This window comes from Streptomyces sp. NPDC107521 (genome assembly GCF_055598485.1).
On the sequence record NZ_JBVKAT010000012.1, the window covers coordinates 61,681 to 87,134 of the forward strand.

19 protein-coding genes are annotated in these 25,454 nt (G+C 75.6%); 17 read left to right on the forward strand and 2 right to left on the reverse strand.

The window, feature by feature from the left end:
- Positions 1-43: 43 nt before the first annotated feature.
- Both ACZ7LB_RS19160 and ACZ7LB_RS19165 read left to right on the forward strand, forming a co-directional pair.
- The gene (locus tag ACZ7LB_RS19160) at positions 44-904 is read left to right on the forward strand and encodes a thioesterase family protein (protein WP_471469613.1); all 861 of its coding nucleotides are present in this window, start codon (positions 44-46) and stop codon (positions 902-904) included.
- 264 nt (positions 905-1,168) lie between these two features.
- On the forward strand, positions 1,169-2,332 hold the full coding sequence (locus ACZ7LB_RS19165; protein WP_471469614.1) for a cysteine desulfurase family protein: 1,164 nt from the start codon (positions 1,169-1,171) through the stop codon (positions 2,330-2,332).
- A gap of 54 nt (positions 2,333-2,386) precedes the next feature.
- On the opposite strand, the gene ACZ7LB_RS19170 is transcribed toward ACZ7LB_RS19165, so the two are convergent.
- Positions 2,387-3,085, reverse strand: coding sequence for an N-acetylmuramoyl-L-alanine amidase (locus tag ACZ7LB_RS19170; protein ID WP_471469616.1), 699 nt, complete (start codon positions 3,083-3,085; stop codon positions 2,387-2,389).
- Positions 3,086-3,144: 59 nt separating this feature from the next.
- Between ACZ7LB_RS19170 and mnmA the strand changes: the two genes are divergently transcribed.
- A complete protein-coding gene (gene mnmA, locus ACZ7LB_RS19175; RefSeq protein ID WP_471469618.1) occupies positions 3,145-4,275 on the forward strand; it encodes a tRNA 2-thiouridine(34) synthase MnmA in 1,131 nt (376 codons plus the stop codon).
- A gap of 67 nt (positions 4,276-4,342) precedes the next feature.
- Here the strand turns inward: mnmA and ACZ7LB_RS19180 are convergent, their stop codons facing one another.
- Positions 4,343-4,666, reverse strand: coding sequence for a DUF427 domain-containing protein (locus ACZ7LB_RS19180; protein ID WP_471469620.1), 324 nt, complete (start codon positions 4,664-4,666; stop codon positions 4,343-4,345).
- Between the two features lie 107 nt (positions 4,667-4,773).
- Here ACZ7LB_RS19180 and ACZ7LB_RS19185 point away from each other — a divergent pair, with 107 nt between their 5' ends.
- The 14 genes from ACZ7LB_RS19185 to ACZ7LB_RS19250 all read left to right on the forward strand — a co-directional run bounded on the left by ACZ7LB_RS19185 (position 4,774) and on the right by ACZ7LB_RS19250 (position 25,433).
- Positions 4,774-5,313: an LOG family protein gene (locus ACZ7LB_RS19185; protein ID WP_471469622.1), complete on the forward strand. Its 540-nt coding sequence runs from the start codon at positions 4,774-4,776 to the stop codon at positions 5,311-5,313.
- 18 nt (positions 5,314-5,331) lie between these two features.
- Positions 5,332-6,030: an SDR family oxidoreductase gene (locus ACZ7LB_RS19190; RefSeq protein ID WP_471469624.1), complete on the forward strand. Its 699-nt coding sequence runs from the start codon at positions 5,332-5,334 to the stop codon at positions 6,028-6,030.
- A 599-nt stretch (positions 6,031-6,629) separates the two neighbouring features.
- Positions 6,630-7,631: a methionine synthase gene (locus tag ACZ7LB_RS19195; RefSeq protein ID WP_471469625.1), complete on the forward strand. Its 1,002-nt coding sequence runs from the start codon at positions 6,630-6,632 to the stop codon at positions 7,629-7,631.
- 15 nt (positions 7,632-7,646) lie between these two features.
- On the forward strand, positions 7,647-9,851 hold the full coding sequence (gene ligA, locus ACZ7LB_RS19200; RefSeq protein ID WP_471469626.1) for an NAD-dependent DNA ligase LigA: 2,205 nt from the start codon (positions 7,647-7,649) through the stop codon (positions 9,849-9,851).
- Positions 9,852-10,110: 259 nt separating this feature from the next.
- Positions 10,111-12,351 (forward strand): putative bifunctional diguanylate cyclase/phosphodiesterase, encoded by a 2,241-nt coding sequence (locus tag ACZ7LB_RS19205; protein ID WP_471469628.1) that lies wholly within the window; start codon positions 10,111-10,113, stop codon positions 12,349-12,351.
- A gap of 1,011 nt (positions 12,352-13,362) precedes the next feature.
- Positions 13,363-13,659, forward strand: coding sequence for an Asp-tRNA(Asn)/Glu-tRNA(Gln) amidotransferase subunit GatC (gatC, locus tag ACZ7LB_RS19210; protein WP_030421655.1), 297 nt, complete (start codon positions 13,363-13,365; stop codon positions 13,657-13,659).
- Between the two features lie 5 nt (positions 13,660-13,664).
- Positions 13,665-15,158: an Asp-tRNA(Asn)/Glu-tRNA(Gln) amidotransferase subunit GatA gene (gene gatA, locus ACZ7LB_RS19215; protein WP_471469630.1), complete on the forward strand. Its 1,494-nt coding sequence runs from the start codon at positions 13,665-13,667 to the stop codon at positions 15,156-15,158.
- Positions 15,155-15,397, forward strand: a complete 243-nt coding sequence (locus ACZ7LB_RS19220; RefSeq protein WP_471469632.1) for a hypothetical protein — start codon at positions 15,155-15,157, stop codon at positions 15,395-15,397. The genes gatA and ACZ7LB_RS19220 overlap by 4 nt, the downstream gene beginning before the upstream one ends.
- Positions 15,398-15,412: 15 nt before the next feature.
- Positions 15,413-16,927: an Asp-tRNA(Asn)/Glu-tRNA(Gln) amidotransferase subunit GatB gene (gene gatB / locus ACZ7LB_RS19225; protein ID WP_471469633.1), complete on the forward strand. Its 1,515-nt coding sequence runs from the start codon at positions 15,413-15,415 to the stop codon at positions 16,925-16,927.
- Between the two features lie 562 nt (positions 16,928-17,489).
- Positions 17,490-19,811 (forward strand): MMPL family transporter, encoded by a 2,322-nt coding sequence (locus ACZ7LB_RS19230; protein WP_471469635.1) that lies wholly within the window; start codon positions 17,490-17,492, stop codon positions 19,809-19,811.
- Positions 19,789-20,364, forward strand: coding sequence for a GNAT family N-acetyltransferase (locus tag ACZ7LB_RS19235; protein ID WP_471469637.1), 576 nt, complete (start codon positions 19,789-19,791; stop codon positions 20,362-20,364). The genes ACZ7LB_RS19230 and ACZ7LB_RS19235 overlap by 23 nt, the downstream gene beginning before the upstream one ends.
- Before the next feature lie 35 nt (positions 20,365-20,399).
- Positions 20,400-21,065, forward strand: a complete 666-nt coding sequence (locus ACZ7LB_RS19240) for a hypothetical protein (RefSeq protein WP_471469639.1) — start codon at positions 20,400-20,402, stop codon at positions 21,063-21,065.
- A 232-nt stretch (positions 21,066-21,297) separates the two neighbouring features.
- The gene (locus tag ACZ7LB_RS19245; RefSeq protein WP_471469641.1) at positions 21,298-21,471 is read left to right on the forward strand and encodes a hypothetical protein; all 174 of its coding nucleotides are present in this window, start codon (positions 21,298-21,300) and stop codon (positions 21,469-21,471) included.
- Positions 21,472-22,313: 842 nt separating this feature from the next.
- Positions 22,314-25,433 carry a helix-turn-helix transcriptional regulator gene (locus tag ACZ7LB_RS19250; protein ID WP_471469643.1) on the forward strand — a complete coding sequence of 1,040 codons (3,120 nt, stop codon included), beginning with the start codon at positions 22,314-22,316 and terminating at the stop codon, positions 25,431-25,433.
- Positions 25,434-25,454: the final 21 nt, after the last annotated feature.

A 25,454-nucleotide genomic window follows, 5' to 3' on the forward strand; every position in this document is an offset into this window, starting at 1 on the left:
CCAAAGCTACCGCTTAGTAGATCCCTGGGGTACGGTTGCCGTCATGCCAGAAGCAGCCTCCGCGCCGGTCACCCGGGCCACCATCGGCGACAGCGAGTTCGACCGTGACACCGCCGTCGTCCGACATGCCCCGGGCGTCTACGGCATCGACCTCTCCGCCGGCTGGACGATCATCAGCGCCGTCAACGGCGGCTATCTCCTGGCCGTCCTGGGCCGCGCCCTCGGCGACGCCCTGCCGCACCCGGACCCGTTCACCATCACGGCGCACTACCTCACCGCCTCGCGGCCCGGCCCCGCCGTGATCCGCACCAAGACCGTCCGCACCGGGCGCTCCCTCTCCACCGGCCAGGCGTCCCTCCTCCAGTACGACGACGAGGGCGCCGAGGTCGAACGCATCCGCGTCCTCGCCTCCTACGGCGACCTGGGCACCCTGCCCGACGACGTCCGCACCGCCGCGCGGCCGCCCGTGCTGCCGCCCATGGAGCGGTGCTTCGGCCCCGAGGACGGCCCCGCCCCCGTCGAGGGCAGCTCGGCCATCACCGACCGGCTGATGCTCAAGCTGGACCCGGCCACCCTGGGCTGGGCGCTCGGACAGCCCTCCGGCAAGGGGGAGATGCGCTCCTGGTTCGGACTGGCCGACGGCCGCGACGCCGACCCGCTCTCGCTGCTGCTCGCGGTGGACGCGCTGCCGCCCACCGCGTTCGAGCTGGGGCTCAAGGGCTGGGTGCCCACCGTCGAGCTGACCGCGCACGTGCGCTGCCGCCCGGCGCCCGGCCCGCTGCGGATCGCCGTCACCACGCGCAACCTCGCCGGGGGCTTCCTGGAGGAGGACGCCGAGGTCTGGGACAGCGCGGACCGGCTGGTCGCCCAGTCCCGCCAGCTGGCCCGCGTCCGCCTGGCCTGACGGCAGCGACGCGGGGCCCGGGACCCGGGACCCCGTGGCCGGGGCCGAGCCTCGCCCGGCCCCGTGCCGCCGTGCCCGGCCTTGGCTCCCGTCGGTCCCCGGCCCCTTCCCGCCGCCCCGGCCCCTCCCGGTGTCGGGCCGCCCCGCCACCCCGTGCCCGGGCCGGAGGGTGTGGTCCGGGCACGGCCGTGTCCGTCGGGTCCGGCCCCGGGGGCGCCCTCGGCCCGGGGGCGTGCGGGGGCGCCCCGTAGAATCGGGGGCACCATGGCTTACCTCGACCACGCCGCGACCACCCCGATGCTTCCCGAGGCGATCGAGGCACTCGCCGCACACCTGGGTGTCACCGGAAACGCCTCCTCCCTCCACGCGTCCGGCCGCCGCGCCCGGCGCACCGTGGAGGAGGCCCGCGAGACCCTCGCCGAGGCCCTCGGCGCCCGCCCCAGCGAGGTCGTCCTCACCTCCGGCGGCACCGAGGCCGACAACCTCGCCGTCAAGGGCCTGTACTGGGCCCGCCGCGCCGCCGACCCGGCCCGGACCAGGGTGCTGGCCAGCCCCGTCGAACACCACGCCGTCCTCGACGCCGTCCACTGGCTCGGCGAGCACGAGGGCGCCACCGTCGAGTACCTGCCCGTCGACGCGTACGGCGCCGTCCACCCCGAGGCCCTGCGCGAGGCCCTCGCCCGCGACCCCGGCGATGTGGCCCTCGTCACCGTGATGTGGGCCAACAACGAGATCGGCACCATCATGCCGGTCCGCGAACTGGCCGACGTGGCCGCCGAGTTCGGCGTCCCGCTGCACGCCGACGCGATCCAGGCGGTGGGCCAGCTCCCGGTGGACTTCGGCGCCTCCGGACTGGCCGCGATGTCCGTCTCCGGCCACAAGATCGGCGGACCCTACGGCATCGGCGCCCTGGTCCTGGGCCGCGAGCACAGCCCCGTGCCCGTGCTGCACGGCGGCGGCCAGGAGCGCCACGTCCGCTCCGGCACCCTCGACGTCCCCGCCGTCGCCTCCTTCGCGGTCGCCGCCCGGCACGCCGCCGCCCGGCAGCCCCGGTTCGCCCGCGAGGTCGGCGCATTGCGCGACCGGCTGGCCGAGGCGGTGCTCGACGCGGTGCCCGACGCCCTGCTCGGCGGCGACCCGGTGCGCCGGCTCCCGGCCAACGCCCACTTCACCTTCCCGGGCTGCGAGGGCGACTCCCTGCTCCTGCTGCTCGACGCCCAGGGCATCGAGTGCTCCACCGGCTCCGCCTGCACCGCCGGGGTCGCGCAGCCCAGCCACGTCCTGCTGGCCACCGGCACCGACCCCGAACTGGCCCGCGGCACCCTGCGGTTCTCCCTCGGCCACACCTCCACGGCGGACGACGTGGAGGCCGTCGCCAAGGCCATCGGCCCGGCGGTGGAGCGGGCCCGCGCGGCCGGCCTGAGCTGAACCGGGGGCTCGCCGGACCCCGCCCGCGCCGGGCGGCTCCGGCCCGCCGGGGCGTCAGCCGCCCGCGACCGCAGTCCCCGGCGAGCCCGTCCCGGTGCCCGGCGTCGGGACCGAGGCGCGGGCGCGCCGCACCAGCCGCAGGTACCGGTCCCAGTCCCAGTGCGGCCCGGGGTCGGTGTGGTCGGCGCCCGGCACCTCCGCGTGCCCGATGATGTGCGCGCGGTCGACGGGTATCCCGTAGCGGGCGCAGATCCCCGCGGTCAGCTCGGCCGAGGCCGCGTACATGGCGTCCGTGAAGTCCTGCGGGCGGTCCACGAACCCCTCGTGCTCGATGCCCACACTGCGCTCGTTGTACTCCCTGTTCCCCGCGTGGTAGGCCACGTCCAGCTCGCGGATCATCTGGGTGACCCGCCCGTCGCGCCCCACCACGTAGTGGGCCGCCGCCCGGTGGCCCGGGTCCTGGAAGGCCCGCACCGCGCTCGCCAGACTGCCCTGGGTGACATGGACGACGACCCGGTCGATCCGGTAGTCGCCGGGTCGGTCCGCGCGCCGCCAGTTCGCCTCCGAGGCGGCCACCCAGCGGGCCCCCGCGTAGTCCACCGCCCCCGGCACCCGCGGCGTCCGCTCCCCGGGCCCGCGCCACCACAGCGCCGCGCCGCCCACGGCGACCGCCGTACCGCCGAACAACAGCGCCCGCCGGCCGATGTGCCGCTCCCGGCCGCCGGCCCCGCCCGATCCGCTCTTTTCCCCCATACCCGGGAGAACGGATATCCGAGGGTCCCGGTTCCCTTTCCCCGTACCCTGGAGGGGCTATGACTGACACCCCGCGGCCCGCCCGCCCCCTCCGCGTCCTCGCCGCCATGTCGGGCGGGGTCGACTCCGCCGTCGCCGCCGCCCGCGCGGCCGAGGCGGGGCACGACGTGACCGGCGTCCATCTCGCCCTCTCCGCGAACCCGCAGTCCTTCCGCACCGGCGCGCGGGGCTGCTGCACCATCGAGGACTCGCGGGACGCCCGCCGCGCGGCCGACGTCATCGGCATCCCGTTCTACGTCTGGGACCTCGCCGACCGCTTCCGTGAGGACGTCGTCGAGGACTTCGTCGCCGAGTACGAGGCCGGCCGCACCCCCAACCCCTGCCTGCGCTGCAACGAGAAGATCAAGTTCGCCGCGCTCCTCGACAAGGCGCTCGCGCTCGGCTTCGACGCCGTCTGCACCGGCCACTACGCCAGAGTGGTGCTGCGCGAGGACGGCGTCCGGGAGCTGCACCGCGCCTCCGACATGGCCAAGGACCAGTCCTACGTGCTCGGTGTGCTCGACGACCGGCAGCTCGCGCACGCCCTGTTCCCGCTCGGGGACACCGTCACCACCAAGGACGAGATCCGGGCGGAGGCCGCCCGGCGGGGGCTCGCCGTCGCCCGGAAGCCCGACTCGCACGACATCTGCTTCATCGCCGACGGCGACACCCAGGGCTTCCTGGCCGGCCGCCTGGGCCGCGCCGAGGGCGACATCGTCGACGAGTCCGGGGAGCGGCTCGGCACCCACGAGGGCGCCTACGGCTTCACCATCGGCCAGCGCAAGGGCCTGCGCATCGGCACCCCCGCCCCCGACGGCAAGCCCCGGTACGTGCTGGACATCTCGCCGGTGGACAACAGGGTGACGGTGGGCCCGGCCGAGGCCCTGGACGTCACCGCGCTCACCGCGATCAGGCCCCGCTGGTGCGGCGCGGCCCCCTCCGGCCCCGGCACCTACACGGCCCAGCTCCGCGCCCACGGCGGCGAGACGGAGGTCCGGGCCGAGGTCGTCGGCGGCACCCTGGAGGTCGCCTTCTCCGCGCCGGTGCGCGGCGTCGCCCCCGGCCAGGCCGTCGTCCTCTACGACGGCAGCCGGGTGGTGGGCTCGGCGACCATCGCCTCCACCACGCGCGCCACGGCCGGCGCCGCCTGACCCGCGGCCGGGCCCCGCGCCCCGGGGGCGCCGGGCCGGGCCGCCTGCGGCGGCGCCGCCGCGCCGGTCAGAACACCTCCACGTCGTAGAAGCACAGGTGGTCCCTGATCGCGGCCACCTCCGGCTTCGGCTCCGGGTAGGCCCAGGCCAGGTCCGGCGCGTCCGGCAGCGACCAGTACGACGCGTCGCCCTTGAACGGGCAGTGCGTCCGCGTGCCCGACGGGGTCAGCAGATCGAGCCGCACGTCCCCGGCCGGGATGTAGTACCGGTCGGGGCAGCCCGTCTCGCGCAGCAGCAGCGCCCCGTCGCTCTCCGCCAGGACCCGGCCGCCGCGCACCACGCGCACGTGCCGTCCGCTGGGCCCGACGGTGATGCGGTGTCCCTCGCTCACGATCGTCCTCCTCGGTCGGTGGCCCCCGTCACATGGGCGGCCCCCTTCAGGACAGCGTGCCCGGAGGCCGCGTTCTTCCCGCCCGGGCCGCGCCGTACCGTGGGGCCATGAACATCTGCGTCTTCCTGTCCGCCGCCGACCTCGACGAGCGCTACACCCGTCCCGCGCGGGAGTTCGCCACCCTGCTCGGCAAGGGGGGCCACACCCTCGTCTGGGGCGGTTCCGACGTCGGGCTGATGAAGGTGGTCGCGGACGGCGTCCAGGAGGCCGGGGGGCGGCTGCTGGGCGTCTCCGTGGACTTCCTCGCGGACCGGGCCCGCGCGGACGCCGACGAGATGGTGATCGCCGGGGACCTCGGCGAGCGCAAGCGCCTGCTCCTGGAGAAGGCCGACGCGGTGGTGGTCATGGTCGGCGGCACCGGCACCCTGGACGAGGCGACCGAGATCCTGGAGCTGAAGAAGCACGGCCGCACCGGCAAGCCGGTCGTCGTGCTCAACACGGCGGGCTTCTACGACGGCCTCCGCGAGCAGTTCCGCCGCATGGAGGACGAGGGCTTCCTGCCCCGGCCCCTGACCGACCTCGTGTTCTTCGCCGAGGAGCCGGTGGGCGCCCTCGCCCACCTGGAGGAGAGCCGGGGCGTGGTCTGACCCCCCGGTGGTGCGAGCATGGCGGCCATGGCTACTCATGTGATCACCGGAGCGGGCTCGGGCATCGGCGCGGCCGTGGCCCGCCGACTGCACGAGCGCGGCGACGGCCTCGTGCTGCACGCCCGCGACGCGGGCCGGGCCAGGGAACTGGCCGCCGCCTTCCCCGGCGCCGCCACCCTGGTCGGGGACCTGGCCGACCCGGACCGGCTCTCCTGGGCCCTGTCCCACCAGTCGCCGCCCGACCGCGTCGACTCCCTGCTGCACATCGCCGGAGTGGTCGACCTCGGCCCGGTCGGGGACCTCACCCCCCGGACCTGGCACCACCAGCTCAACGTCAACCTGATCGCCCCCGCCGAGCTGACCCGGCTGCTGCTGCCGCAACTGCGCGCCGCCCAGGGACACGTGGTGTTCGTCAACTCCGGGGCCGGGATGAACGCCTCCGCCAACTGGTCCGCGTACGCCGCCTCCAAGCACGGGCTGAAGGCCCTCGCGGACTCCCTGCGCCAGGAGGAGCACGCCCACGGCGTCCGCGTCACCTCCGTCTACCCCGGCCGCACCGCCGGCCCCATGCAGGTCAAGGTGCACAGCCAGGAGGGCAGGGAGTACGACCCGGCCCGCTGGATCGACCCGGAGTCGGTCGCCACGGCCCTCCTGGCGGCCCTCGACCTCCCCAGGGACGCCGAGGTCAACGACCTGACGATCCGCCCGGGACGGTAACCGGGGGCGGGGCCCGGGCCCGCGCGCCGGGCCCGCGCGCCAGGCAGGGGCCGTACGCCGGACGAACGCCCGCACCCCGGACCACCGCGCGGGGCGGGCCACGCGTCCGCCGGGGACGGTGCGGGGGCGGGGCGGCTCCGCCCGGAGCCGTCACTCGTCCGGACACCTGAGCCCGCCGGGGGCCCGCGCCCGGCCGGGGCTCACGCCCGGCCGCGTCGCCGTACCCGCCGCCCCGCGCGTCTCCCGGGGTCGTGTCCCGTGCCGCACGGCCCGGACACCTGCGCCCTGTCCGGGGTCTCGCGCCCGGCCGCGATGCCGTACGGGCCCCGTCCGTCCGTCGGGGTCGTGTCCGGACACCCGTGCCCGCGGGTGAGCCCGCGCCCGGCCGGGGCTCGCGCCCGGCCGCGTCGCCGTACCCGCCCCCGCGCGTCCGCCCGGGGGCATGTCCCGGGCCGCACCGCCCGGACACCGCGTGCGCCCGGACCCCCACCGCCCCCGCAAGCCCGCGATCGGACCGGCCGCGTCCCCGGGCCCTCCGGGGGCGGCGTACGGCGGGAGTCCGGCGCACCGCACCCCCGCCGCCTGCGTACGCTTTCCCCGTGAACGACAACCGCCCCTTCGGCCCCGCCACCGGCATCGGCTCGCTGCCCGGCCTCGACGCCCGGGAGGCCGCCCGGACCGCCACCGGCAGCTTCGAGGACTTCCCCTTCCTCCCCGAGCTGCCCGCCCGCGGCCCCGGCGCCGACATGACCGGCCGCACCGCCGGGATGCTCGTGGAGCTGTACGCGCGCGTGGAGCCCAGCGGCTGGCGGCTCGGCGACCGCCCCGGCCGCGACACCCGGCGGGCCCGCGCCTGGCTCGCCGAGGACCTCGACGCGCTGGAGGAGTTCACCCAGGGCCACCAGGGACCCCTCAAGGTGCAGGCCGTCGGCCCCTGGACGCTCGCCGCCGGCCTGGAGCTGCGCAACGGGGAGGCCGTCCTCTCCGACCCCGGCGCCCGCCGCGACCTCACCGCCTCCCTCGCCGAGGGCCTGCGCCTCCACCTCGCGGAGATCCGGCGGCGGGTGCCCGGCGCCACCCCCGTCCTCCAGCTCGACGAGCCGTCCCTGACCGCCGTCCTCACCGGCCGGGTCCGCACCGCCAGCGGCTACCGCACCCACCGCGCCGTGGACCGCCAGGAGGTCGAGGCCGCCCTCCGCGACCTCGTCGCCGCGCACGACGGCGGCCCCACCGTCGTCCACAGCTGCGCGCCCGCCGTCCCCTTCGCCCTGCTGCGCCGGGCCGGGGCGGCCGGGGTCTCCTTCGACGTCTCGCTGCTCACCGAACGTGACGACGAGGCGATCGGGGAGGCGGTCGAGGGTGGGACCCGGCTGTTCGCCGGTGTCGTGCCGGGGACGGACACCGCATTGTCCGAGCCTGCCGGTAGCGTCGGGGACGTCAGAACGTTGTGGCGCAGGCTGGGGCTGTCTCCGGGGCTTCTCGCGGACGCGGTCACGGTCACCCCGGCGTGCGGACTCGCGGGCGCGTCCCCCGAGTACGCCCGCCGGGCGCTGGCCCACTGCGTCCGGGCGGCGAGATCACTCGCGGACAACCCTGAGTAACGGGAGGACGACACGGTGGCCGGCGACAAGCAGGCGGAGACGACGAACGTGCCCGCGGAGGCACGCGAGGAGCACGGCGGGCTCGCGGAGCGGATCGAGGAGCACCGCTTCCGGTACTACGTGAAGGACGCCCCCGTCGTCAGCGACGCGGAGTTCGACCGGCTGCTGCGCTCCCTGGAGGCGCTGGAGGAGGAGTACCCGGAGCTGCGCACCCCGGACTCCCCGACGCAGAAGGTCGCGGGCACCTACGAGACGGAGTTCACGGCCGTCGAGCACCGCTCCCGGATGCTCTCCCTCGACAACACCTTCAACGACGAGGAACTCGCGGCCTGGACCGAGCGGATCGCCAAGGAGCTGGGCGACCAGGAGTACCACTTCCTGTGCGAGCTGAAGGTCGACGGACTCGCCGTCAACCTCACCTACGAGCACGGCCGCCTGGTCCGCGCCGCCACCCGCGGCGACGGCCGCACCGGCGAGGACATCACGCCCAACGTCCGCACCATCGCCGGGATCCCCGACCGCCTCGCCGGGGAGGAGGTGCCCGACCTCGTCGAGATCCGCGGCGAGGTCTACTTCCCGATGGAGAAGTTCCAGGAGCTGAACGCCCGGCTGACCGCCGCCGGCGACAAGCCCTTCGCCAACCCGCGCAACGCGGCGGCCGGATCGCTGCGCCAGAAGGACCCCAGGGTCACCGCCACCCGCCCGCTGCGCATGGTCGTCCACGGCATCGGCGCGCTGGAGGGCTACACCGGCCTGACCCGGCTCTCCGGGGCGTACGGCCTGCTGGAGACCTGGGGCCTGCCCACCTCCCCGCACAACCGGGTGGTCGACGGACTCGACGGCGTCCGGGAGTTCATCGCGTACTACGGCGAGCACCGGCACTCCGTGGAGCACGAGATCGACGGCGTCGTCGTCAAGCTCGACGAGATCCGCCTCCAGGGCCGCCTCGGCTCCACCGCCCGGGCCCCGCGCTGGGCCATCGCCTACAAGTACGCGCCGGAGGAGGTCAACACCAAGCTGATCGACATCAAGGTCGGCGTCGGCCGCACCGGCCGCGTCACCCCCTACGCCCAGGTCGAGCCGGTCACCGTGGCGGGCAGCGAGGTGGAGTTCGCCACCCTGCACAACCAGGAGGTCGTCAAGGCCAAGGGCGTCCTCATCGGCGACATCGTGGTGCTGCGCAAGGCCGGGGACGTGATCCCCGAGATCCTCGGCCCGGTCGCCGACCTCCGCGAGGGCAGGGAGGACGAGCTGCGCAGGTTCGTCATGCCGACCCGGTGCCCCGAGTGCGGGACGACGCTCGTGGAGAAGAAGCAGGGCGACATCGACCTGCGCTGCCCCAACGCCCGCACCTGCCCGGCCCAGCTCCGCGAGCGCCTCACCTACCTCGCGGGCCGCGAGTGCCTCGACATCGAGCACTTCGGCGGGGTCGTCGCCGCCGCCCTCACCCGGCCGCTGGAACCGGCCGAGCCGCCGCTCGCCGACGAGGGCGACCTCTTCGACCTCACCCTCGAACAGCTCCTGCCCATCCGGGCGTACGTCCTCGACCCGGACAGCGGGCTGCCCAAGCGCGACCCGAAGACCGGCGAGGAGAAGATCGTCCCCGTCTTCGCCACCAAGGACGGCGAGCCCAGGAAGAACACCGTCGCCCTGCTGGAGAACATCAGGGAGGCCAGGACCCGCCCGCTGGCCCGCTTCCTCAACGGCCTCTCCATCCGCTACGTGGGCCCGGTCGCCGCCCAGGCCCTCGCCCGCGAGTTCCGCTCCGTCGACCGCATCGAGCAGGCCACCGAGGAGGAGCTCGCCGCCACCGTCGGCGTCGGCGGCACCATCGCCGCCGCCGTCAAGGAGTGGTTCACCGAGGAGTGGCACTGCGAGATCGTCCGGAAGTGGAAGGCCGCCGGCGTCCCGCTGGAGGACCACGCCACCGGAGAGGAGGAGGGCCCCCGTCCTCTCGAGGGCCTGACCGTCGTCGTCACCGGCACCCTGGAGCGCCACACCCGGGACGGCGCCAAGGACGCCCTCCAGAGCCGCGGCGCCAAGGTGACCGGATCGGTCTCCAAGAAGACCTCCTTCGTCGTCGTCGGGGACAATCCCGGCTCCAAATACGACAAGGCCGTTCAACTCAAGGTGCCCGTCCTGGACGAGGACGGATTCGCCGTCCTGCTCGGCCAGGGCCCCGAGGCCGCGACCGCCGCCGCGCTTTCGGCCGAGGAATAACGGTTGAACGTCGCTGGATCGGCGCATACCAGATGCATACGGGTGGCCAGGCCGCATTCGGGCAACCGTTGACGACCGGTGCCCCAGGAAGCCCTCCGCGGCCTACTGTTGAGGTTGTGCGCCCGCCGTGCCCGGTCACGGCCGGGTCGCATGGCCCCTGCCCACGGAACAGGGGGAAGGGGTCTCCCACGCGGAGCCGCTGATGGATGTCGGGCGTCGGGCCGCGTGGTGGGCACCGCCGGCTGTGAGAGGGACGGGAATGGAACCGACCGAGAGCGCCGCCGCGGGCTCACGGCTGCGCCTGCGGCGACTGGTCAGCGCCTGGCGGGGCATCAGACCCCCCGCACCGGGGGGCGGCACACCGCGCCCGGCGGTGCCCGGACGCCTCGCCGGGCACCGGACGGCCCTCGCGCTGCCCTGCCGCTCGGAGGAGCACGCCGACGCCGAGCGCCATCCGGCCTGGCCCGCGCTGCCCGCCGTGATCGTCGCCCTCGCCGCGTTCGTGCTGGGCGCCGGGTACTACCGAGCCCTCAGCGGCGGCCACCCCCTCTTCCCCTCCGGGACCGCGGGCTGGTCGCTGGCCGTGCTCGCCGGCATCGTGGTCGGACACCTCGTCATGCTCGGCCGCTCCCGCTGGTGGGGAGGGACCGGCTCGGGCGCGGCGCTCACCCTGGCCGTCCTGCTGCTCCACGGCTGGGTGCCGGCCGGGATGGTCAGCCTCACCGTCGTCGTCCTGGTCGGCATCGCCCGCCGGGGGAGCTGGCGCCAGGGCGTCCTGCACGGCGCCGTGGACATCCTCGGCATCGCCGCCGGGGCCCTGGTGCTCGGCGTCTGCGGCTCCGTCCCCACCGTCGAGCACCCCTGGGACCCGACGGCCTGGGGGCCCTACGCGGTGCCCAAGGTGGCGCTGGTCGCCCTCGCCTACCTCGTCGTCACCCGCGCCCTGCTCTGGTACCTCCAGACCCCGCGCCCCGGGCTGCCCACCGTCGCCCGCACCGCCCTGCTGCGGCAGGGGCTGCTGGCCGTCGCCCTGCTCGGCATCGCCCCGCTGATCTGCGTGGTGGCCGTCGCCAAGCCGCTGCTGCTGCCGCTGTTCTCCATCCCCCTGATCGCCCTCGACTCCACCCTGTGGATCGCCCGCGCCCGCGCCGAGGAGCAGCTCCGCGACCCGCTCACCGGGCTGCCCAACCGGCAGTGGCTGCTGGAGCGCACCTGGACCGCGCTGGACGACGCCGAACGCGCCGGGGCCCGCGCCGCCCTCATGCTGATCGACCTCGACCGCTTCCGCTCGGTCAACGACACCCTCGGGCACCTGGCGGGCGACCGGCTGCTGCTGCAGACCGCCGACCGGCTCCGCCAGGCCCTCCCGCGCGGGGCGGAGGCCGCCCGGCTCGGCGGCGACGAGTTCGCCGTTTTACTGCCGGTCGCGGACTCCACCACCGCCGCCGCCCGGGTCGCCCGGAGCCTGGTCACCGAACTCAGCTCCCCGCTCGACCTGGACGGGCTCACCCTCGTCCTGGAGGCCAGCGCCGGGGTCGCGGTCTTCCCCGACCACGCGCTCGACGCCGAGGGGCTGCTGCGCCGTGCCGACGTGGCGATGTACCAGGCGAAGCGGGACCGCACCGGGGTGGAGGCCTACGAGTCCAAGCGCGACTCCAACACCCCCGACCGGCTCGGACTCCTGGGCGACCTGCGCCGCGCCCTGGACGCCCACGAGGTGCGCCTCCACTACCAGCCCAAGGTCCGCTTCGACGGCCAGGTGGCCGGGCTGGAGGCGCTGGTCCGCTGGGTCCACCCGGAGCGGGGCAAGGTGCCGCCGGACGAGTTCATAGCCATCGCCGAGTCCTCCGGGCTGATGCCCCGCCTCACCGAGTACGTGCTGGAGACGGCGCTCGCCCAGGTCGCCCAGTGGCGCTCGCAGGGGCTGTTCGTGCCGGTCGCCGTCAACGTCTCCCCGCGCGACGTGCACAGCCCCGGCTTCGCCGGATCGGTCGCCGCCCGGCTCGCCCGGCACGGGGTCCCGGCGGGGGCGCTCCAGCTGGAGATCACCGAGCACGTCCTGCTGGAGGACCCGCAGCGCGCCGCCGACACCCTCAACGCCCTGACCGGGCACGGCGTCAAGATGTCGCTGGACGACTTCGGCACCGGCTACTCCTCCCTCGTCCACCTGCGCCGGCTCCCCGTCAGCGAGCTGAAGATCGACCGCTCGTTCGTGGCCCGGCTGGCCGTGGACACCGAGGACGCGGAGATCGTGCGCTGCACCGTCGACCTCGCCCACTCCCTCGGCCTGCTGGTCGTCGCCGAGGGCGTCGAGGACGACGAGACCTGGGAGCGGCTGCGCGACCTCGGCTGCGACGCCGTGCAGGGCTGGCTGGTGGCCGCCGCGATGCCGCCGGACGAGACCACCGCCTGGCTGCTCGCCCGGGGCGCCCGGGGCTGGCAGCGCTCCACCGCCGCGCTGCCCGCCGCCCGGGTCGACGAACCCCGCCGGACGCCCTGACGGCACCCCGACCGGGGCGTCGCCACGGGGGCCGGGTCCGGCACGGGCACTCTGACCGGGTTGCCCCGGCGGGCCCGCCCGACCGGCAGGCCCCGCGGGCACGTTCGACCGGCGTCCACAGCGGGCTCGCCCTGGCGGGACGGCACCCTGACCGGGGCGCCCCGGTCGGCACGCCCGGTCGGCACACTCGGCGAGTACGCCCGACCGGCGTCCACGGCGGACTCGCCCCGGTGGCGAACCGCCCGATGGGCGGACACGGGCGGACTCCCGCGCGGAACCCGCGGGCCCCTGACGTGTCCGGGCCCGAGCGCCGACGCCGGGCCGGAGGCGCACCGTGCACCGCCCGCGCCCGCTCGCCGGGCCCACGCGCACGGCGGACTCGCCCCGGTGGCGGACCGCCCGATGGGCGGACACGGGCGGACCCCCGGCACTCTCTGCGCGCCCGGCCGACGCGCCCGGTGGCCCGGCGCGGAACCCGCGGGCCCCTGACGTGTCCGGGCCCGAGCGCCGACGCCGGGCCGGAGGCCCACCGTGCACCGCCCGCGCCCGTTCGCCGGGCCCCGGGCCGACCCGGGCTGCCGGGCCCGGCAGCGCCCGTCCGGGCCGGCAGCCCCGGCACCCGCCCGTCCCCGGGGACGCCTCGGTGTTCGGTCGCCCGTCGGGATGGCTCCCGGCGTCCCTCCATCGGCCGGAACGCCCCCTGGTTCGCCCGTCCACCGGGGCGGCTCCCGGCGGCCCGCCCGTCGGGACGGCCCCGGCGTCCGCCCTCCCGCCCGGGACACCCCTGTGCGCCCGTCCGCCGCGGGACGCGCCCGCCGGACGTCTCCCGTGCGGGCGGGTCCGCCCTTCGGCACGGCACCCGACGAATCCACCGAACGGGTGAACATCACCCCGTATCGAGCGGGACGCCGCCCGGCCGTCGCCGGGCCGGGGAAACCGATGTACGACCATCCGGCCCGGCCCCATAGGATTGGCTCCAAACCACACACACTCACCCCAGAGGAACGCTGCATGCCTGGCATCACGCGCGAGGAGGTCGCCCACCTCGCCCGGCTGGCGCGTCTGGAGCTGAAGCCCGAAGAGCTCGATCACTTCGCGGGACAGCTCGACGACATCATCGGCGCGGTCGCCCGCGTCGGCGAGGTCGCCGACCAAGACGTACCGCCGACCTCGCACCCGCTCCCGCTGACGAACGTCATGCGGGCGGACGAGGTCCGTCCGTCGCTCACGCCCGAGCAGGCGCTCTCCGGCGCCCCGGCCCAGGAGCAGCAGCGTTTCAAGGTGCCGCAGATCCTGGGGGAGGAGTAACCGTCATGAGCGACATCATCAGGCTCACCGCGGCCGGGATCGCCGCGAAGATCGCCGCCGGTGAACTGACCGCGGTCGAGGTCACCGAGGCCCACCTGGCCCGCATCGAGGCCGTCGACGAGAAGGTGCACGCCTTCCTGCACGTCGACCGCGAGGGCGCCCTCGCCCAGGCCCGCGCCGTCGACGAGAAGCGCGCCCGGGGCGAGAAGCTCGGCCCGCTGGCCGGCGTGCCCCTCGCGCTGAAGGACATCTTCACCACCGAGGGCGTGCCGACCACCGTCGGCTCCAAGATCCTCGAAGGCTGGATCCCGCCGTACGACGCGACCGTCACCAAGCGGCTCAAGGCCGCCGACGTCGTCATCCTCGGCAAGACCAACATGGACGAGTTCGCCATGGGGTCCTCCACCGAGAACAGCGCCTACGGCCCGACCGGCAACCCCTGGGACCTCACCCGGATCCCCGGCGGCTCCGGCGGCGGCTCCTCCGCCGCGCTCGCCTCCTTCGAGGCGCCGCTCGCCATCGGCACCGACACCGGCGGCTCCATCCGCCAGCCGGCCGCCGTCACCGGCACCGTCGGCGTCAAGCCGACCTACGGCGCCGTCTCCCGCTACGGGATGGTCGCCTTCTCCTCCTCCCTCGACCAGGGCGGCCCCTGCGCCCGCACGGTCCTGGACGCGGCCCTGCTGCACGAGGTGATCGCCGGCCACGACCCGATGGACTCCACCTCCGTCGACGCGCCCGTCCCGCCGGTGGTCGAGGCCGCCCGTAACGGCAGCGTCGCGGGGATGCGCGTCGGCGTCGTCAAGCAGTTCCGCGGCGAGGGCTACCAGGCCGGTGTCGTCCAGCGCTTCGACGAGTCCGTCGAGCTGCTGCGCGGGCTGGGCGCCGAGATCGTCGAGCTGGACTGCCCGTCCTTCGACCTCGCCCTCTCGGCGTACTACCTGATCGCCCCCTCCGAGTGCTCCTCCAACCTCGCCCGCTTCGACGGCCTGCGCTACGGCCTGCGGACCGGCGACGACGGCACGCACTCCGCCGAGGAGGTCACCTCCCTGACCCGCGAGGCCGGCTTCGGCCCCGAGGTCAAGCGGCGCGTCATGCTCGGCACCTACGCCCTGTCGAGCGGCTACTACGACGCGTACTACGGCAGCGCCCAGAAGGTCCGCACCCTGATCACGCGCGACTTCGAGCGGGCCTTCGAGCAGGTCGACGTGATCGTCTCGCCGACCACCCCGACCACCGCCTTCGCGATCGGGGAGCGCGCCGACGACCCGATGGCGATGTACCTGGCCGACCTGTGCACCATCCCCACCAACCTGGCGGGCAACGCGGCCATGTCGCTGCCCTGCGGGCTCGCCCCCGAGGACAACCTGCCGGTGGGACTGCAGATCATCGCCCCCGCCATGAAGGACGACCGGCTCTACAGGGTCGGCGCCGCCGTCGAGGCCGCCTTCGTGGAACAGTGGGGTCACCCGCTGATCGAGGAGGCACCGTCGCTGTGAGCAAGGCACTGTCGAAGGCCAAGGGCTTCAAGAAGTCCAGGAACGGCCTCTACCTGTCCATGGCCACCACCGCGTTCGGCGCGCTCGGCATCGCCAAGCAGGCCAGGCAGGCCCGCGCCGAGAGCGACACGCTCCGGCTGGTCGACGCCGCCGTGTCCGCCGCCGCGATCGTCACCGGCCTCGCCATCCTCTACCGCGAGGTGAAGCGCCTCGGCGACGACGACGTCCTGCTGGGCTGAGAGGGAAGTTTCACCGTGACCACCACGACCGACCTGGTGTCGTACGAGGACGCGCTGGCGTCGTACGACCCCGTCATGGGCCTTGAGGTCCATGTCGAACTCGGCACCCGCACCAAGATGTTCTGCGGCTGCTCCACCGCGCTCGGCTCCGGACCGAACACCCAGACCTGCCCGGTCTGCCTCGGCATGCCCGGCGCGCTCCCGGTCGTCAACGCGACCGGAGTGGAGTCCGCGATCAGGATCGGCCTCGCGCTGAACTGCGAGATCGCCGAGTGGTGCCGCTTCGCCCGGAAGAACTACTTCTATCCGGACATGCCGAAGAACTTCCAGACCTCCCAGTACGACGAGCCGATCGCCTTCGACGGCTACCTCGACGTACAGCTGGAGGACGGCGAGACCTTCCGGGTGCAGATCGAGCGCGCCCACATGGAGGAGGACACCGGCAAGTCGACGCACGTCGGCGGCGCCACCGGCCGTATCCACGGCGCCTCGCACTCCCTGCTCGACTACAACCGGGCCGGCATCCCGCTCATCGAGATCGTCACCAGGCCCATCGAGGGCGCGGGCGAGCGGGCCCCGGAGGTCGCGCGGGCGTACGTCCGGGAGCTGCGCGAGGTCATCCGGGCGCTCGGCGTGTCCGACGCCCGCATGGAGATGGGCCAGATGCGCTGCGACGTCAACCTGTCGCTGCGCCCGCACGGCCGCGAGCGGTTCGGCACCCGCAGCGAGACCAAGAACGTCAACTCGCTGCGCTCCGTGGAGCGCGCCGCCCGCTTCGAGATCCAGCGGCACGCCGCGGTCCTCTCCTCGGGCGGCACGATCATCCAGGAGACCCGCCACTTCCACGAGGACACGGGGTCCACCACCTCGGGCCGCGTGAAGGAGGAGGCGGAGGACTACCGGTACTTCCCGGAGCCCGACCTGGTGCCGGTCGCCCCGTCCCGCGAGTGGGTCGAGGAGATCCGCGCCGCGCTGCCCGAGCTGCCGCTGGTGCGCCGCAGCCGGCTCCGCGAGGAGTGGGGCGTGAGCGGCACCGAGATGCAGGCGATCCTCAACGCCGGTGCCCTGGAGCCGATCGTCGCGACGATCGACGCCGGTGCCGACGCGGCCTCCGCCCGCAAGTGGTGGATGGGCGAGCTGGCCCGCAGCGCCAACGAGTCCGGCACCGCGCTGGACGAGCTGGCGATCACCCCGGCGCAGGTCGCCCGGGTGTCCGAGCTGGTCGCCGGGGGCGATCTCAACGACAAGCTGGCCCGCCAGGTCATCGAGGGCGTGCTCGCCGGGGAGGGCACCCCGGACGAGGTCGTCGACCGGCGCGGTCTGAAGGTCGTCTCCGACGAGGGCGCCCTGACCACTGCCGTCGACGAGGCCATCGCGGGCAACCCGGGCATCGCGGACAAGATCCGCGGTGGCAAGGTGGCCGCGGCCGGCGCCCTGGTCGGCGCGGTCATGAAGGCGACCCGGGGCCAGGCGGACGCGGCCCGGGTCAAGGAGCTGATCCTGGAGCGGCTCGGCGTCACCGAGGGCTGATCCACGCCGCCGGGCCCGGCCCGGCGGCGGTGCCCGAAGGGGCGGTGCGAGGGACCCGGTCCCGAAGCACCGCCCCTTCGGCGTTCCCCGCGCCGGGACCGGGCCGGGGAACGGCGGGCCGCCCATGTCGCGGCCGACGGCGGGACCGCCGTGGGAGATACGCACCGCAAGCCCGCAAGCCCGCAAGCCCGCAAGCCCGCAAGCCCGCAAGCCCGCAAGCCCGCAGCCCGCAGGCCGCGGGCCGTTCCCGCGGGCCCCGGATCGGGCCCCGGATCGGGCCCCGGATCGGGCCCCGGATCGGGCCCCGGATCGGGCCCCGGATCGGGCCCCGGTTCCGGCGGGCGCGGTCCGCCGGAACCGGCCCGCCCGGCGGGTGGGGGAGAACCTCCCGCACTGCTGTGAATAAGCACACGAAGTCCGCAAAGGATCATTTCGGGCTGCGAGAGTGGGATGCGCACGGCTCATGTGTTCTTCGTCGGCCGTTCATTCCCCGAATGCCCGCCATTCCGTGACGGACGGTTTCCGGCCAAGATCCACCATCACACCCCCCGGGAGCATGATCGTGGCATCCCTCGCACGCTGGTGTCTCCGGCGGCGGCTCCTCGTCGTCCTGCTCTGGCTCCTCGCCCTCGGCGGCGTGGGGTCGGCCGCCCTCGTCGCGGGATCCTCGTACGCCAACGACTACGGCATCCCCGGCACCGACGCCGACCGTGCCTACCAGCTCCTCCACGAGGGCTTCCCGGGCCTCGACGGGGACAGCGACACCATCGTCTGGCACACCGGCTCCGGCAGCGTCCGCGCCGCCGACGTCGAGCAGACCATGACCCGCACCCTGGACCGCGTCGCCGAGCTGCCCGGGGTGGTCTCGGTCACCGGGCCCTACGACGGTCCCGGCTCCGGGATGATCAGCGAGGACGGCCGCACCGCCTACGCCACGGTCACCTTCGCCGACGCCGCCCAGGACCTCGACCCGGCCCGCGCCGAGGCCGTCGTCGACACCGCCGGGCAGGCCCGCGCCGACGGGCTCCAGGTCGAGCTGGGCGGCAGCGCCATCGCCCTCACCCAGTCCTCCGGCGGGCACCTGGCCGAGATCGTCGGGGTCGCCGTCGCCGCGGTGGTGCTCTTCGTCGCCTTCGGCTCGCTCGCCGCCTCCCTGCTGCCCATCGCCACCGCCCTGGTCTCGGTCGGCACCGCCTATGCCGGGATCACCCTGCTCGGCCACGTCATGACCGTCGCCGACTTCGCGCCGATGCTCGGCACCCTCATCGGGCTCGGCGTCGGCATCGACTACGCCCTGTTCATCGTCACCCGGCACCGACGGGGGCTGAAACGGGGCCTGTCCGTCGCCGAGGCCGCCGAGAACGCCGTCGCCACCACCGGGCGGGCCGTCGTCTTCGCGGGCGCCACCGTGTGCATCGCCCTGCTGGGCATGCTCATCCTCCGGCTGAGCTTCCTCAACGGCGTCGCCATTGCCGCCGGCCTCACCGTGGTCCTCACCGTCGCCGCCTCCGTCACCCTCCTCCCGGCCCTGCTGTCGTACATCGGCCCGCGCGCCCTGAGCCGCCGCGAACGGCGCCGCCTGGCCCGCTCCGGGCCCCAGCCCGAACTGCCCACCGGCTTCGCCGCCCGCTGGTCCGCCTTCGTCGAGCGCCGGCCCAAGCTGCTCGGCGCCCTCGCCCTGGTGGTCATCACCCTGCTCGCCCTGCCCACCCTCGGGCTCCGCCTGGGCACCTCCGACCAGGGCAACGACCCCCGCTCCACCACCACCCGCCAGGCCTACGACCTGCTCGCCGACGGCTTCGGCCCCGGCGTCAACGGCCCCCTCACCCTCGTCACCGAGGTCGACGGCGCCGGGGACCGGCTCGCCCTGGACAACCTCGGCACCGCCCTGCGCACCACCGAGGGCGTCGCCTCCGTCAGCCCCGTGACCTACAACGCCGGGGGCGACACCGCGCGGCTCGCCGTGGTGCCCGAGTCGGCCCCGCAGTCCGAGGCCACCAGCGACCTCGTCCAGCGGCTGCGCGCCGACGTGCTGCCCCGCGCCGAGGCCGGCACCACCCTCGACGTCCACGTCGGCGGCGTCACGGCCGGGTACGACGACTTCGCCCGGGTCATCATCGGCAAGCTGCCGCTGTTCGTCGGCGTCGTCATCGGCCTGGGCTGCCTGCTGCTCCTGCTGGCCTTCCGCTCCGTCGGGATCCCCCTCAAGGCCGCCGCGATGAACGTCGCCGCCGTCGCCGCCTCCTTCGGCGTCGTCGTGGCGATCTTCCAGTGGGGCTGGGGGAGCGAACTGCTGGGCCTCGGCAGCGCTGGTCCCATCGAGCCCTTCCTGCCGGTGATCATGGTGTCGGTCCTCTTCGGGCTCTCCATGGACTACCAGGTCTTCCTGGTCAGCCGGATGTACGAGGAGTGGCTGGAGACCGGCGACAACCGCCGGGCGGTCCGGGTCGGCCTCGCCGAGACCAGCCGGGTGATCAACTCCGCCGCCGTCATCATGATCTCGGTCTTCCTCGCCTTCGTGCTCAGCGGCGAGCGGATCATCGCCATGTTCGGCATCGCCCTGGCCGCCGCCGTCGCCCTGGACGCCTTCGTCCTGCGCACCCTGCTGGTGCCCGCCCTGATGCACCTGCTGGGCCGCGCCAACTGGTGGCTGCCCCGCCGCCTGGACGCCCTGCTGCCCCGCCTGAGCATCGAGCCGCCCGAGTGCCGCGCGGCCCATGAGAGGCTGGCCGCCGCGACGGACGCCGCGGTGGCGGACGTCCTGACCGAGGGCGTCCCGGCCCGGGGCCCCCTGGACGAGGGTGACCGGACGGGGGACGCGCTGGCGGCCGCCGCCCCGGCGGACGAGGAGCGGCAGCACGATGTACGCGATACCACTGGGTGACGACGGCGCCGAACTGCGCCCCCTGGAGACCTGGCACGCCGAGGAGTTCCTGGCCCACCTGGACCGCGGCCGGGACTTCATCAACGAGCACGTCCCGTTCGGCTCCCGCGCCACCGACCTCGACTCCGCCCGCGCCCTGCTCCGCTCCTACGCCGACCGGCACGCCGCCGACACCGGCTTCCTGCACGGGCTGTGGCTGGACGGCACGCTCGTCGGCGGGGTCCTCTTCCCCGACTTCGACGCCGCCACCGGGGTCTGCGAGATCGGCTGCTGGCTGGAGCCCGCCGCCACCGGCCGGGGCCTGGTCGCCCGCGGCGCCCGCGTCCTGATCGACTGGGCCTTCGACCGGCGCGGCATGCACCGCGTCGAGTGGCACGCCTCCGCCGCCAACCTCCCCAGCGTCAACGCCGCCCGGCGGCTCGGCATGACGCTGGAGGGCGTCCGGCGCGAGAGCTTCCCCTACCGGGGCGTCCGCCAGGACATGGAGGTGTGGTCGGTCCTCGCGCCCGAGTGGCGCGCGGCGCGCGAGCACGGGGCCGCGGCCGGCCGTTAAGGGACCTCTCAGAGAGCGTCCGTACGGTGCGGGACATGGGAACGAGGACAGTGGACGAGAGCGGCGCGACGTCCGACGAGAGCACCACCGGCACGACCGCGGCCGGGACCGCCGACGGCGGCGTCACCCGCCCGGCCACCGGGGAGGACGGCCCCGCGGCCGCCCCCGCCACCGGGGCCGCCGGGGACGCGAACGGGACCGCCGGGGACGTGGCCGCCGCCGGGGACGCGGGTGCCGTGGCGGACGGGGACGCCGCCGAGGACGGGGCCGCCGTCGCCGGGGCGTCCGACGCGGCCGCCGCCCCGGCCCCCGGCGTCGGCCAGGGCGCGGGCGCCGTCGTCTCCGCGGGGCTCGGCGTGGTCTCGCTGACCGGCGGCTGGATCGGCACCGTGGCCTCCGCCCGGGAATCCGTGATCGGCCAGCTGGAGACCAGCGCCTCCTCGGACGTCGCCACCATGATCGAGAAGGGCTACGGCAACGCCTGGCAGGCCACCGCCCTCTGGGGCGGCCTGTTCGCGCTGACCGCGCTGATCGTGGGCGTCGTCGTCCTGGCCCGGCCCGCCTTCGGGGCGCCCGGCGCGCCCCAGGCCCCCTGGATCAGGTCCGTCTCCTGGGCCGGGATCGCCCTCGGCGTGATCGGCCTGCTGCTCGCCGTGCTCAAGTACACCGATGTCCTGCTGGGGCTGCCGTCGGCCGGCTGACCCCCGGCGCACCCCCCTTCTGAGGGGCCTTAGCCCGTCCGGCGCCGTCCGGACGCGCGTCTAAGGCCCCTCAGACGCGTCCGGGCACCCGTGAGGGGCCCGAGGATGCGGCAGACGCCCGATGTGGCGCACCCCCCTGGGACACGAGAGTGGAGGCATCGCGGAGTCCGGGCACCGAACCGCCGTCCGGCCGACGCGACGACCGCCCCTCTTCCGCCCGTGAGGACACGCCATGTTCGAGTACGAGTTGCACCAGTACCGCTACGACGAGCTGATCCGCCGTGCCGACCGGGCCCGGCTGGTCCGCGAGGCCCTGCGCGCCCGCCGCGGCGCCCGCGGGAGGGCGGGCGGAGCCGAGAGCCATGACACCGGCCCGCGCGGGTCCCGGTCCCCCCGGGCCGCGTGACCACCGCACCGCGGGAGGACGGCCCCCGCGCAGCCCTCCCGCACCGCGCTCCCTCCGCCCGGCCGCCCACCGCACCGGACCCGCCGCCGACCGGACCGACGACGTCGGGCGCGACGGGAGCCCCGTTCCCCCCGCCCACCGCACCAGCCCCTCCCGGGACCTCCGCCCTTCCCGGAGGCGCCGCCTCTCCCGGGACCTCCGCCCCGGCCCGGCGCGCCGCCCCGGTCCCGCGCGGGACCGGCACCGTGCCCGGTGGTTCGGCCACCGTCCCCGGAGTCGCGTCCGGTGGTTCCGCCCGAGCCCCCGGCGCCGCGTCCGGCGTCCCCGCCCCGGGCGGTTCCGCCACCACCCCGGGTACCGCATCCGCCGGGAAGGCCATCGGCCCAGGCACCGCCCCGGGCGTCCCCGCACCGGACGCTCCCGGCGTGGTGGAGGGCGTACGGAAGGAGGATGCGCGCCGTTCCCGTCCGGTCCCGCGCGGCCCCGGTGCCGTGCCCGGTGGTTCGGCCGCCGCCTCCGGCGCCGCGTTCGGCGGTTCCGCCCGAGCCCCCGGCGCCGCGTCCGGCGTCCCCGCCCCTGTCCCTGACGTTCCCGAGGTCGTCCCTGGCGCGGTGGAGGGCGTACCGGAGGGGGATGCGCGCCGTTCCCGTCCGGTCCCGCGCGGCCCCGGTGCCGTGCCCGGTGGTTCGGCCGCCGCCCCCGGAGTCGCGTCCGGTGGTTCCGCCCGAGCCCCCGGCGCCGCGTCCGGCGTCCCCGCGCCCAGCCCGGACGCCCCCGGGGCGGTGCTCCGCGCGGTCGGGGGTGCGCGGAAAACCGGTGCGCCCCGGCCCCGGCCCCGTGCGATGCTCGGCACCGTGGAGACCAGGTCAGCAAGCCCCGTGTTCATCGGCCGCACCGGCGAACTGGACACCCTGGACGACGCGCTCGCCCGCGCCGAGGCCGGGGAACCCCAGGCCGTCCTGCTCGGCGGCGAGGCCGGGGTCGGCAAGACCCGGCTCGTCGAGGAGTTCGCCGCCGCGGCCCGGCGCCGGGACGCCGTCGTCGCCCTCGGCGGCTGCGTCGAGATCGGTGCCGACGGACTCCCCTTCGCCCCGTTCTCCGCCGCCCTGCGCGCCCTGCGCCGCGCCCTGCCCGAGGAACTGGCCGGGGCCGCCGAGGGCCAGGAGGAGGAGCTGGCCCGGCTGCTGCCCGAACTCGGCGACCCCACCCCCGCCGCCCACCTCGGACGGCACGAGGAGGAGGGCACGGCCCGCCTCTTCGACCTCACCGCCCGCCTGCTGGAACGCCTCGCTGCCCGGCACACCGTCGTCCTCGTCCTGGAGGACCTGCACTGGGCCGACGCCTCCACCCGCCACCTGATCGCCTACCTCTTCCGCATCCTGCGCACCGGCCGCCTCGTCGTCCTCGCCACCTACCGCTCCGACGACATCCACCGCCGCCACCCGCTGCGCCCCCTGCTCGCCGAACTCGACCGGCTGCGCACCGTCCGCCGCCTCGAACTCGGCCGCTTCACCCGTGACGAGGCCGGCCGCCAGATCGCCGGCATCCTCGCCGCCGAACCCGACCCGCTCCAGGTCGACGAGATCTTCGAACGCTCCGACGGCAACGCCTTCTTCGTCGAGGAACTCGCCGTCGCCGCCCGTGCCGGACGCCGCGCCGGACTCACCGACTCCCTGCGCGACCTGCTCCTCGTCCGCGTCGAGGCGCTCCCCGACAGCGCCCAGCGGATCGCCCGGGTCGCCGCCGAGGGCGGCTCCACCGTCGAGCACCGGCTGCTCGCCGCCGTCTCCCGGCTCTCCGAGGACGACCTGATCGAGGCCCTGCGCGCCGCCGTCCACGCCGGCATCCTGCTCCCCGCGCCCGACGGCGACGGCTACCGCTTCCGCCACTCCCTCGTCCGCGAGGCCGTCGCCGACGACCTGCTGCCCGGCGAGCGCTCCCGCATCAACCGCCGCTACGCCGAGGCCATCGAGGCCGACCCCGCCCTGGTCCCGCCCGCCGACCGGACCCTGCGCCTGGCCAGCTACTGGTACCACGCCCACGACCCGGCCGAGGCACTGCCCGCCGTCCTCGGCGCCTCCGTCGAGGCCCGCCGCCGGCACGCCTACGCCGAGCAACTGCGGCTCCTGGAACGGGCCATGGAGCTCTGGGAGTACGCCCCCGAGGAGACCCGCGCCGCCCTGCGCCCGGTCGATCACGCGGAGGCCTACCCGCCCTGCGGCGGCGACCCGGCGACCACCCCGCTGTCCTACCTGGACCTGATGGCCGAGGCCGCCGTCGCAGGACGGCTGTGCGGGGAGCGGGAACGGGCCATGAAGATCATCAAGCGGGCGCTGGCCCTGCTGGACGAGGGCCACGGCACCGGCCTCCCCGGCTCCCGCCCCGCCGGACGCGACCCCCAGCGCGCCGCCTGGTTCTGGACCCAGCGCTCCCTGCTGGTCCAGGCCCAGGGGCGCGGCGACGGCCGGCGCGAACTCGGCATCGCCCAGGACCTGGTGCGCGGACTGCCGCCCTCCGAGGTGCACGCCGAGGTGCTCGCCATGGCCGCCAACTGGGCCATGCTGCGCGATCCCGGCCCCGACGCCGTCGTCGCCGCCGAGCGCGCCGTCGAGTACGCCCACCGGGTCGGCGCCCACGACATCGAGCTGAACGCCCGCGTCACCCTCGGCGGGCTGATGGTCGACGCCGGTGACATCGAGGCCGGACTCGCGCAGATGGCCCGGGTCCGGGAGGAGGTGGCCGCCGAGGGGCACCCCGCCGTGGTGGGCCGCAGCCACGTCAACCTGCCCTCGGTCCTGGAGGGCGTCGGCCGCTCCGAGGAGGCCGTCGCCATCCTGCGCGAGGGCATCGCCCTCACCCGCCGCAAGGGCCTGCTGGAGTCCGAGGCCTGGGTCTGGGGCAACCTCGCGGACTCCCTGATCTCCCTGGGCCGCTGGGACGAGGCCGCCGAGGCCGCCGGACACGTCGCCGCCCACCGCGCCCCCACGCCCAACGGCGCCGCCGCCCTCAAGCTCGCCGTGATCGCCCTCGCCCGGGGCCGGGTGGCCGACGCCGAACGGCTCCTCGCCGAGGCCCGCGGCTCCTACGGCACCCACGACCCCATGCCCCAGTACACCCTGCCGCTGGCCTCCCTCACCCTCGACCTCGCCGCCGCCGGGGGCCGCGTCCTCGACGCCCGCGCCGCCCTCGACGGCGTCCTGGAGTCCGGCTTCCCGCCCGGCACCGAGCGCTACGCCTGGCCCCTGCTGCGCTCCGCCGCCGCGGCCGAGGCCGACGCGCTCGGGCGGCCCGGGGCCGAGGAGGGCCGCTCCGCCGCGCTGGACCGGATCGCCCGCACCGCCGACCGGCTCACCACCCGCGTCCCCCTCTGGCAGGCGTACTCCCTCTGGCTCCGCGCCGAACTGGACCGCGCCCGGGAACGGGACACACCGGAGCCCTGGTCCGCGGCGGTCACCGCCTTCGAACCGCTGCGACGGCCCTACGCCCTCGCCCGCGTCCGGCACCGGCTCGCCGCCGCCCTGCTGGCCACTGGCGGCGAGGACGGGCGCGCCCGCGCCGGGGAACCGCTCCGCCTCGCGGCCGCCGCCGCCGACCGCCTCGGCGCCCGGCCCCTCGCCGAGGCCGTCACCCTGCTCGCCCAGCGGGCCCGGCTGCCCCTCGACCCCGGCTCCGCCGGGCCGGCCGGGGCTGCCGGGGCGGCCGGGGCTGCCGGGGCGGACGCCGACCCGGCCGGGGCCCTGGGGCTGACCGGCCGCGAACGGGACGTGCTGCGCCTGGTCGCCGAGGGCCGCACCAACCGGCAGATCGCCGGGGAACTGTTCATCTCGCCCAAGACCGCCAGCGTCCACGTCTCGAACATCCTCGCCAAGCTGGGCGTCTCCGGCCGGGGCGAGGCGGCGGCGGTCGCCCACCGCCTCGGCCTCTTCCCGCCCGGTACGCTCCCCGCCGGGGCGCGGCCGTGAGGCATACCCTGAGGGGGACAC

What these genes read in the sequence shown, in the direction of transcription:
- ACZ7LB_RS19160 (WP_471469613.1), top strand. Translation starts at nt 44, where the DNA reads ATGCCAGAAGCAGCCTCCGCGCCGGTCACCCGGGCCACCATCGGCGAC.
- ACZ7LB_RS19165 (WP_471469614.1), top strand. Translation starts at nt 1,169, where the DNA reads ATGGCTTACCTCGACCACGCCGCGACCACCCCGATGCTTCCCGAGGCG.
- ACZ7LB_RS19170 (WP_471469616.1), bottom strand. Translation starts at nt 3,085, where the DNA reads ATGGGGGAAAAGAGCGGATCGGGCGGGGCCGGCGGCCGGGAGCGGCAC.
- mnmA (WP_471469618.1), top strand. Translation starts at nt 3,145, where the DNA reads ATGACTGACACCCCGCGGCCCGCCCGCCCCCTCCGCGTCCTCGCCGCC.
- ACZ7LB_RS19185 (WP_471469622.1), top strand. Translation starts at nt 4,774, where the DNA reads ATGAACATCTGCGTCTTCCTGTCCGCCGCCGACCTCGACGAGCGCTAC.
- ACZ7LB_RS19190 (WP_471469624.1), top strand. Translation starts at nt 5,332, where the DNA reads ATGGCGGCCATGGCTACTCATGTGATCACCGGAGCGGGCTCGGGCATC.
- ACZ7LB_RS19205 (WP_471469628.1), top strand. Translation starts at nt 10,111, where the DNA reads ATGGAACCGACCGAGAGCGCCGCCGCGGGCTCACGGCTGCGCCTGCGG.
- gatC (WP_030421655.1), top strand. Translation starts at nt 13,363, where the DNA reads ATGCCTGGCATCACGCGCGAGGAGGTCGCCCACCTCGCCCGGCTGGCG.
- gatA (WP_471469630.1), top strand. Translation starts at nt 13,665, where the DNA reads ATGAGCGACATCATCAGGCTCACCGCGGCCGGGATCGCCGCGAAGATC.
- ACZ7LB_RS19235 (WP_471469637.1), top strand. Translation starts at nt 19,789, where the DNA reads ATGTACGCGATACCACTGGGTGACGACGGCGCCGAACTGCGCCCCCTG.
- ACZ7LB_RS19240 (WP_471469639.1), top strand. Translation starts at nt 20,400, where the DNA reads ATGGGAACGAGGACAGTGGACGAGAGCGGCGCGACGTCCGACGAGAGC.
- ACZ7LB_RS19245 (WP_471469641.1), top strand. Translation starts at nt 21,298, where the DNA reads ATGTTCGAGTACGAGTTGCACCAGTACCGCTACGACGAGCTGATCCGC.
- ACZ7LB_RS19250 (WP_471469643.1), top strand. Translation starts at nt 22,314, where the DNA reads ATGCTCGGCACCGTGGAGACCAGGTCAGCAAGCCCCGTGTTCATCGGC.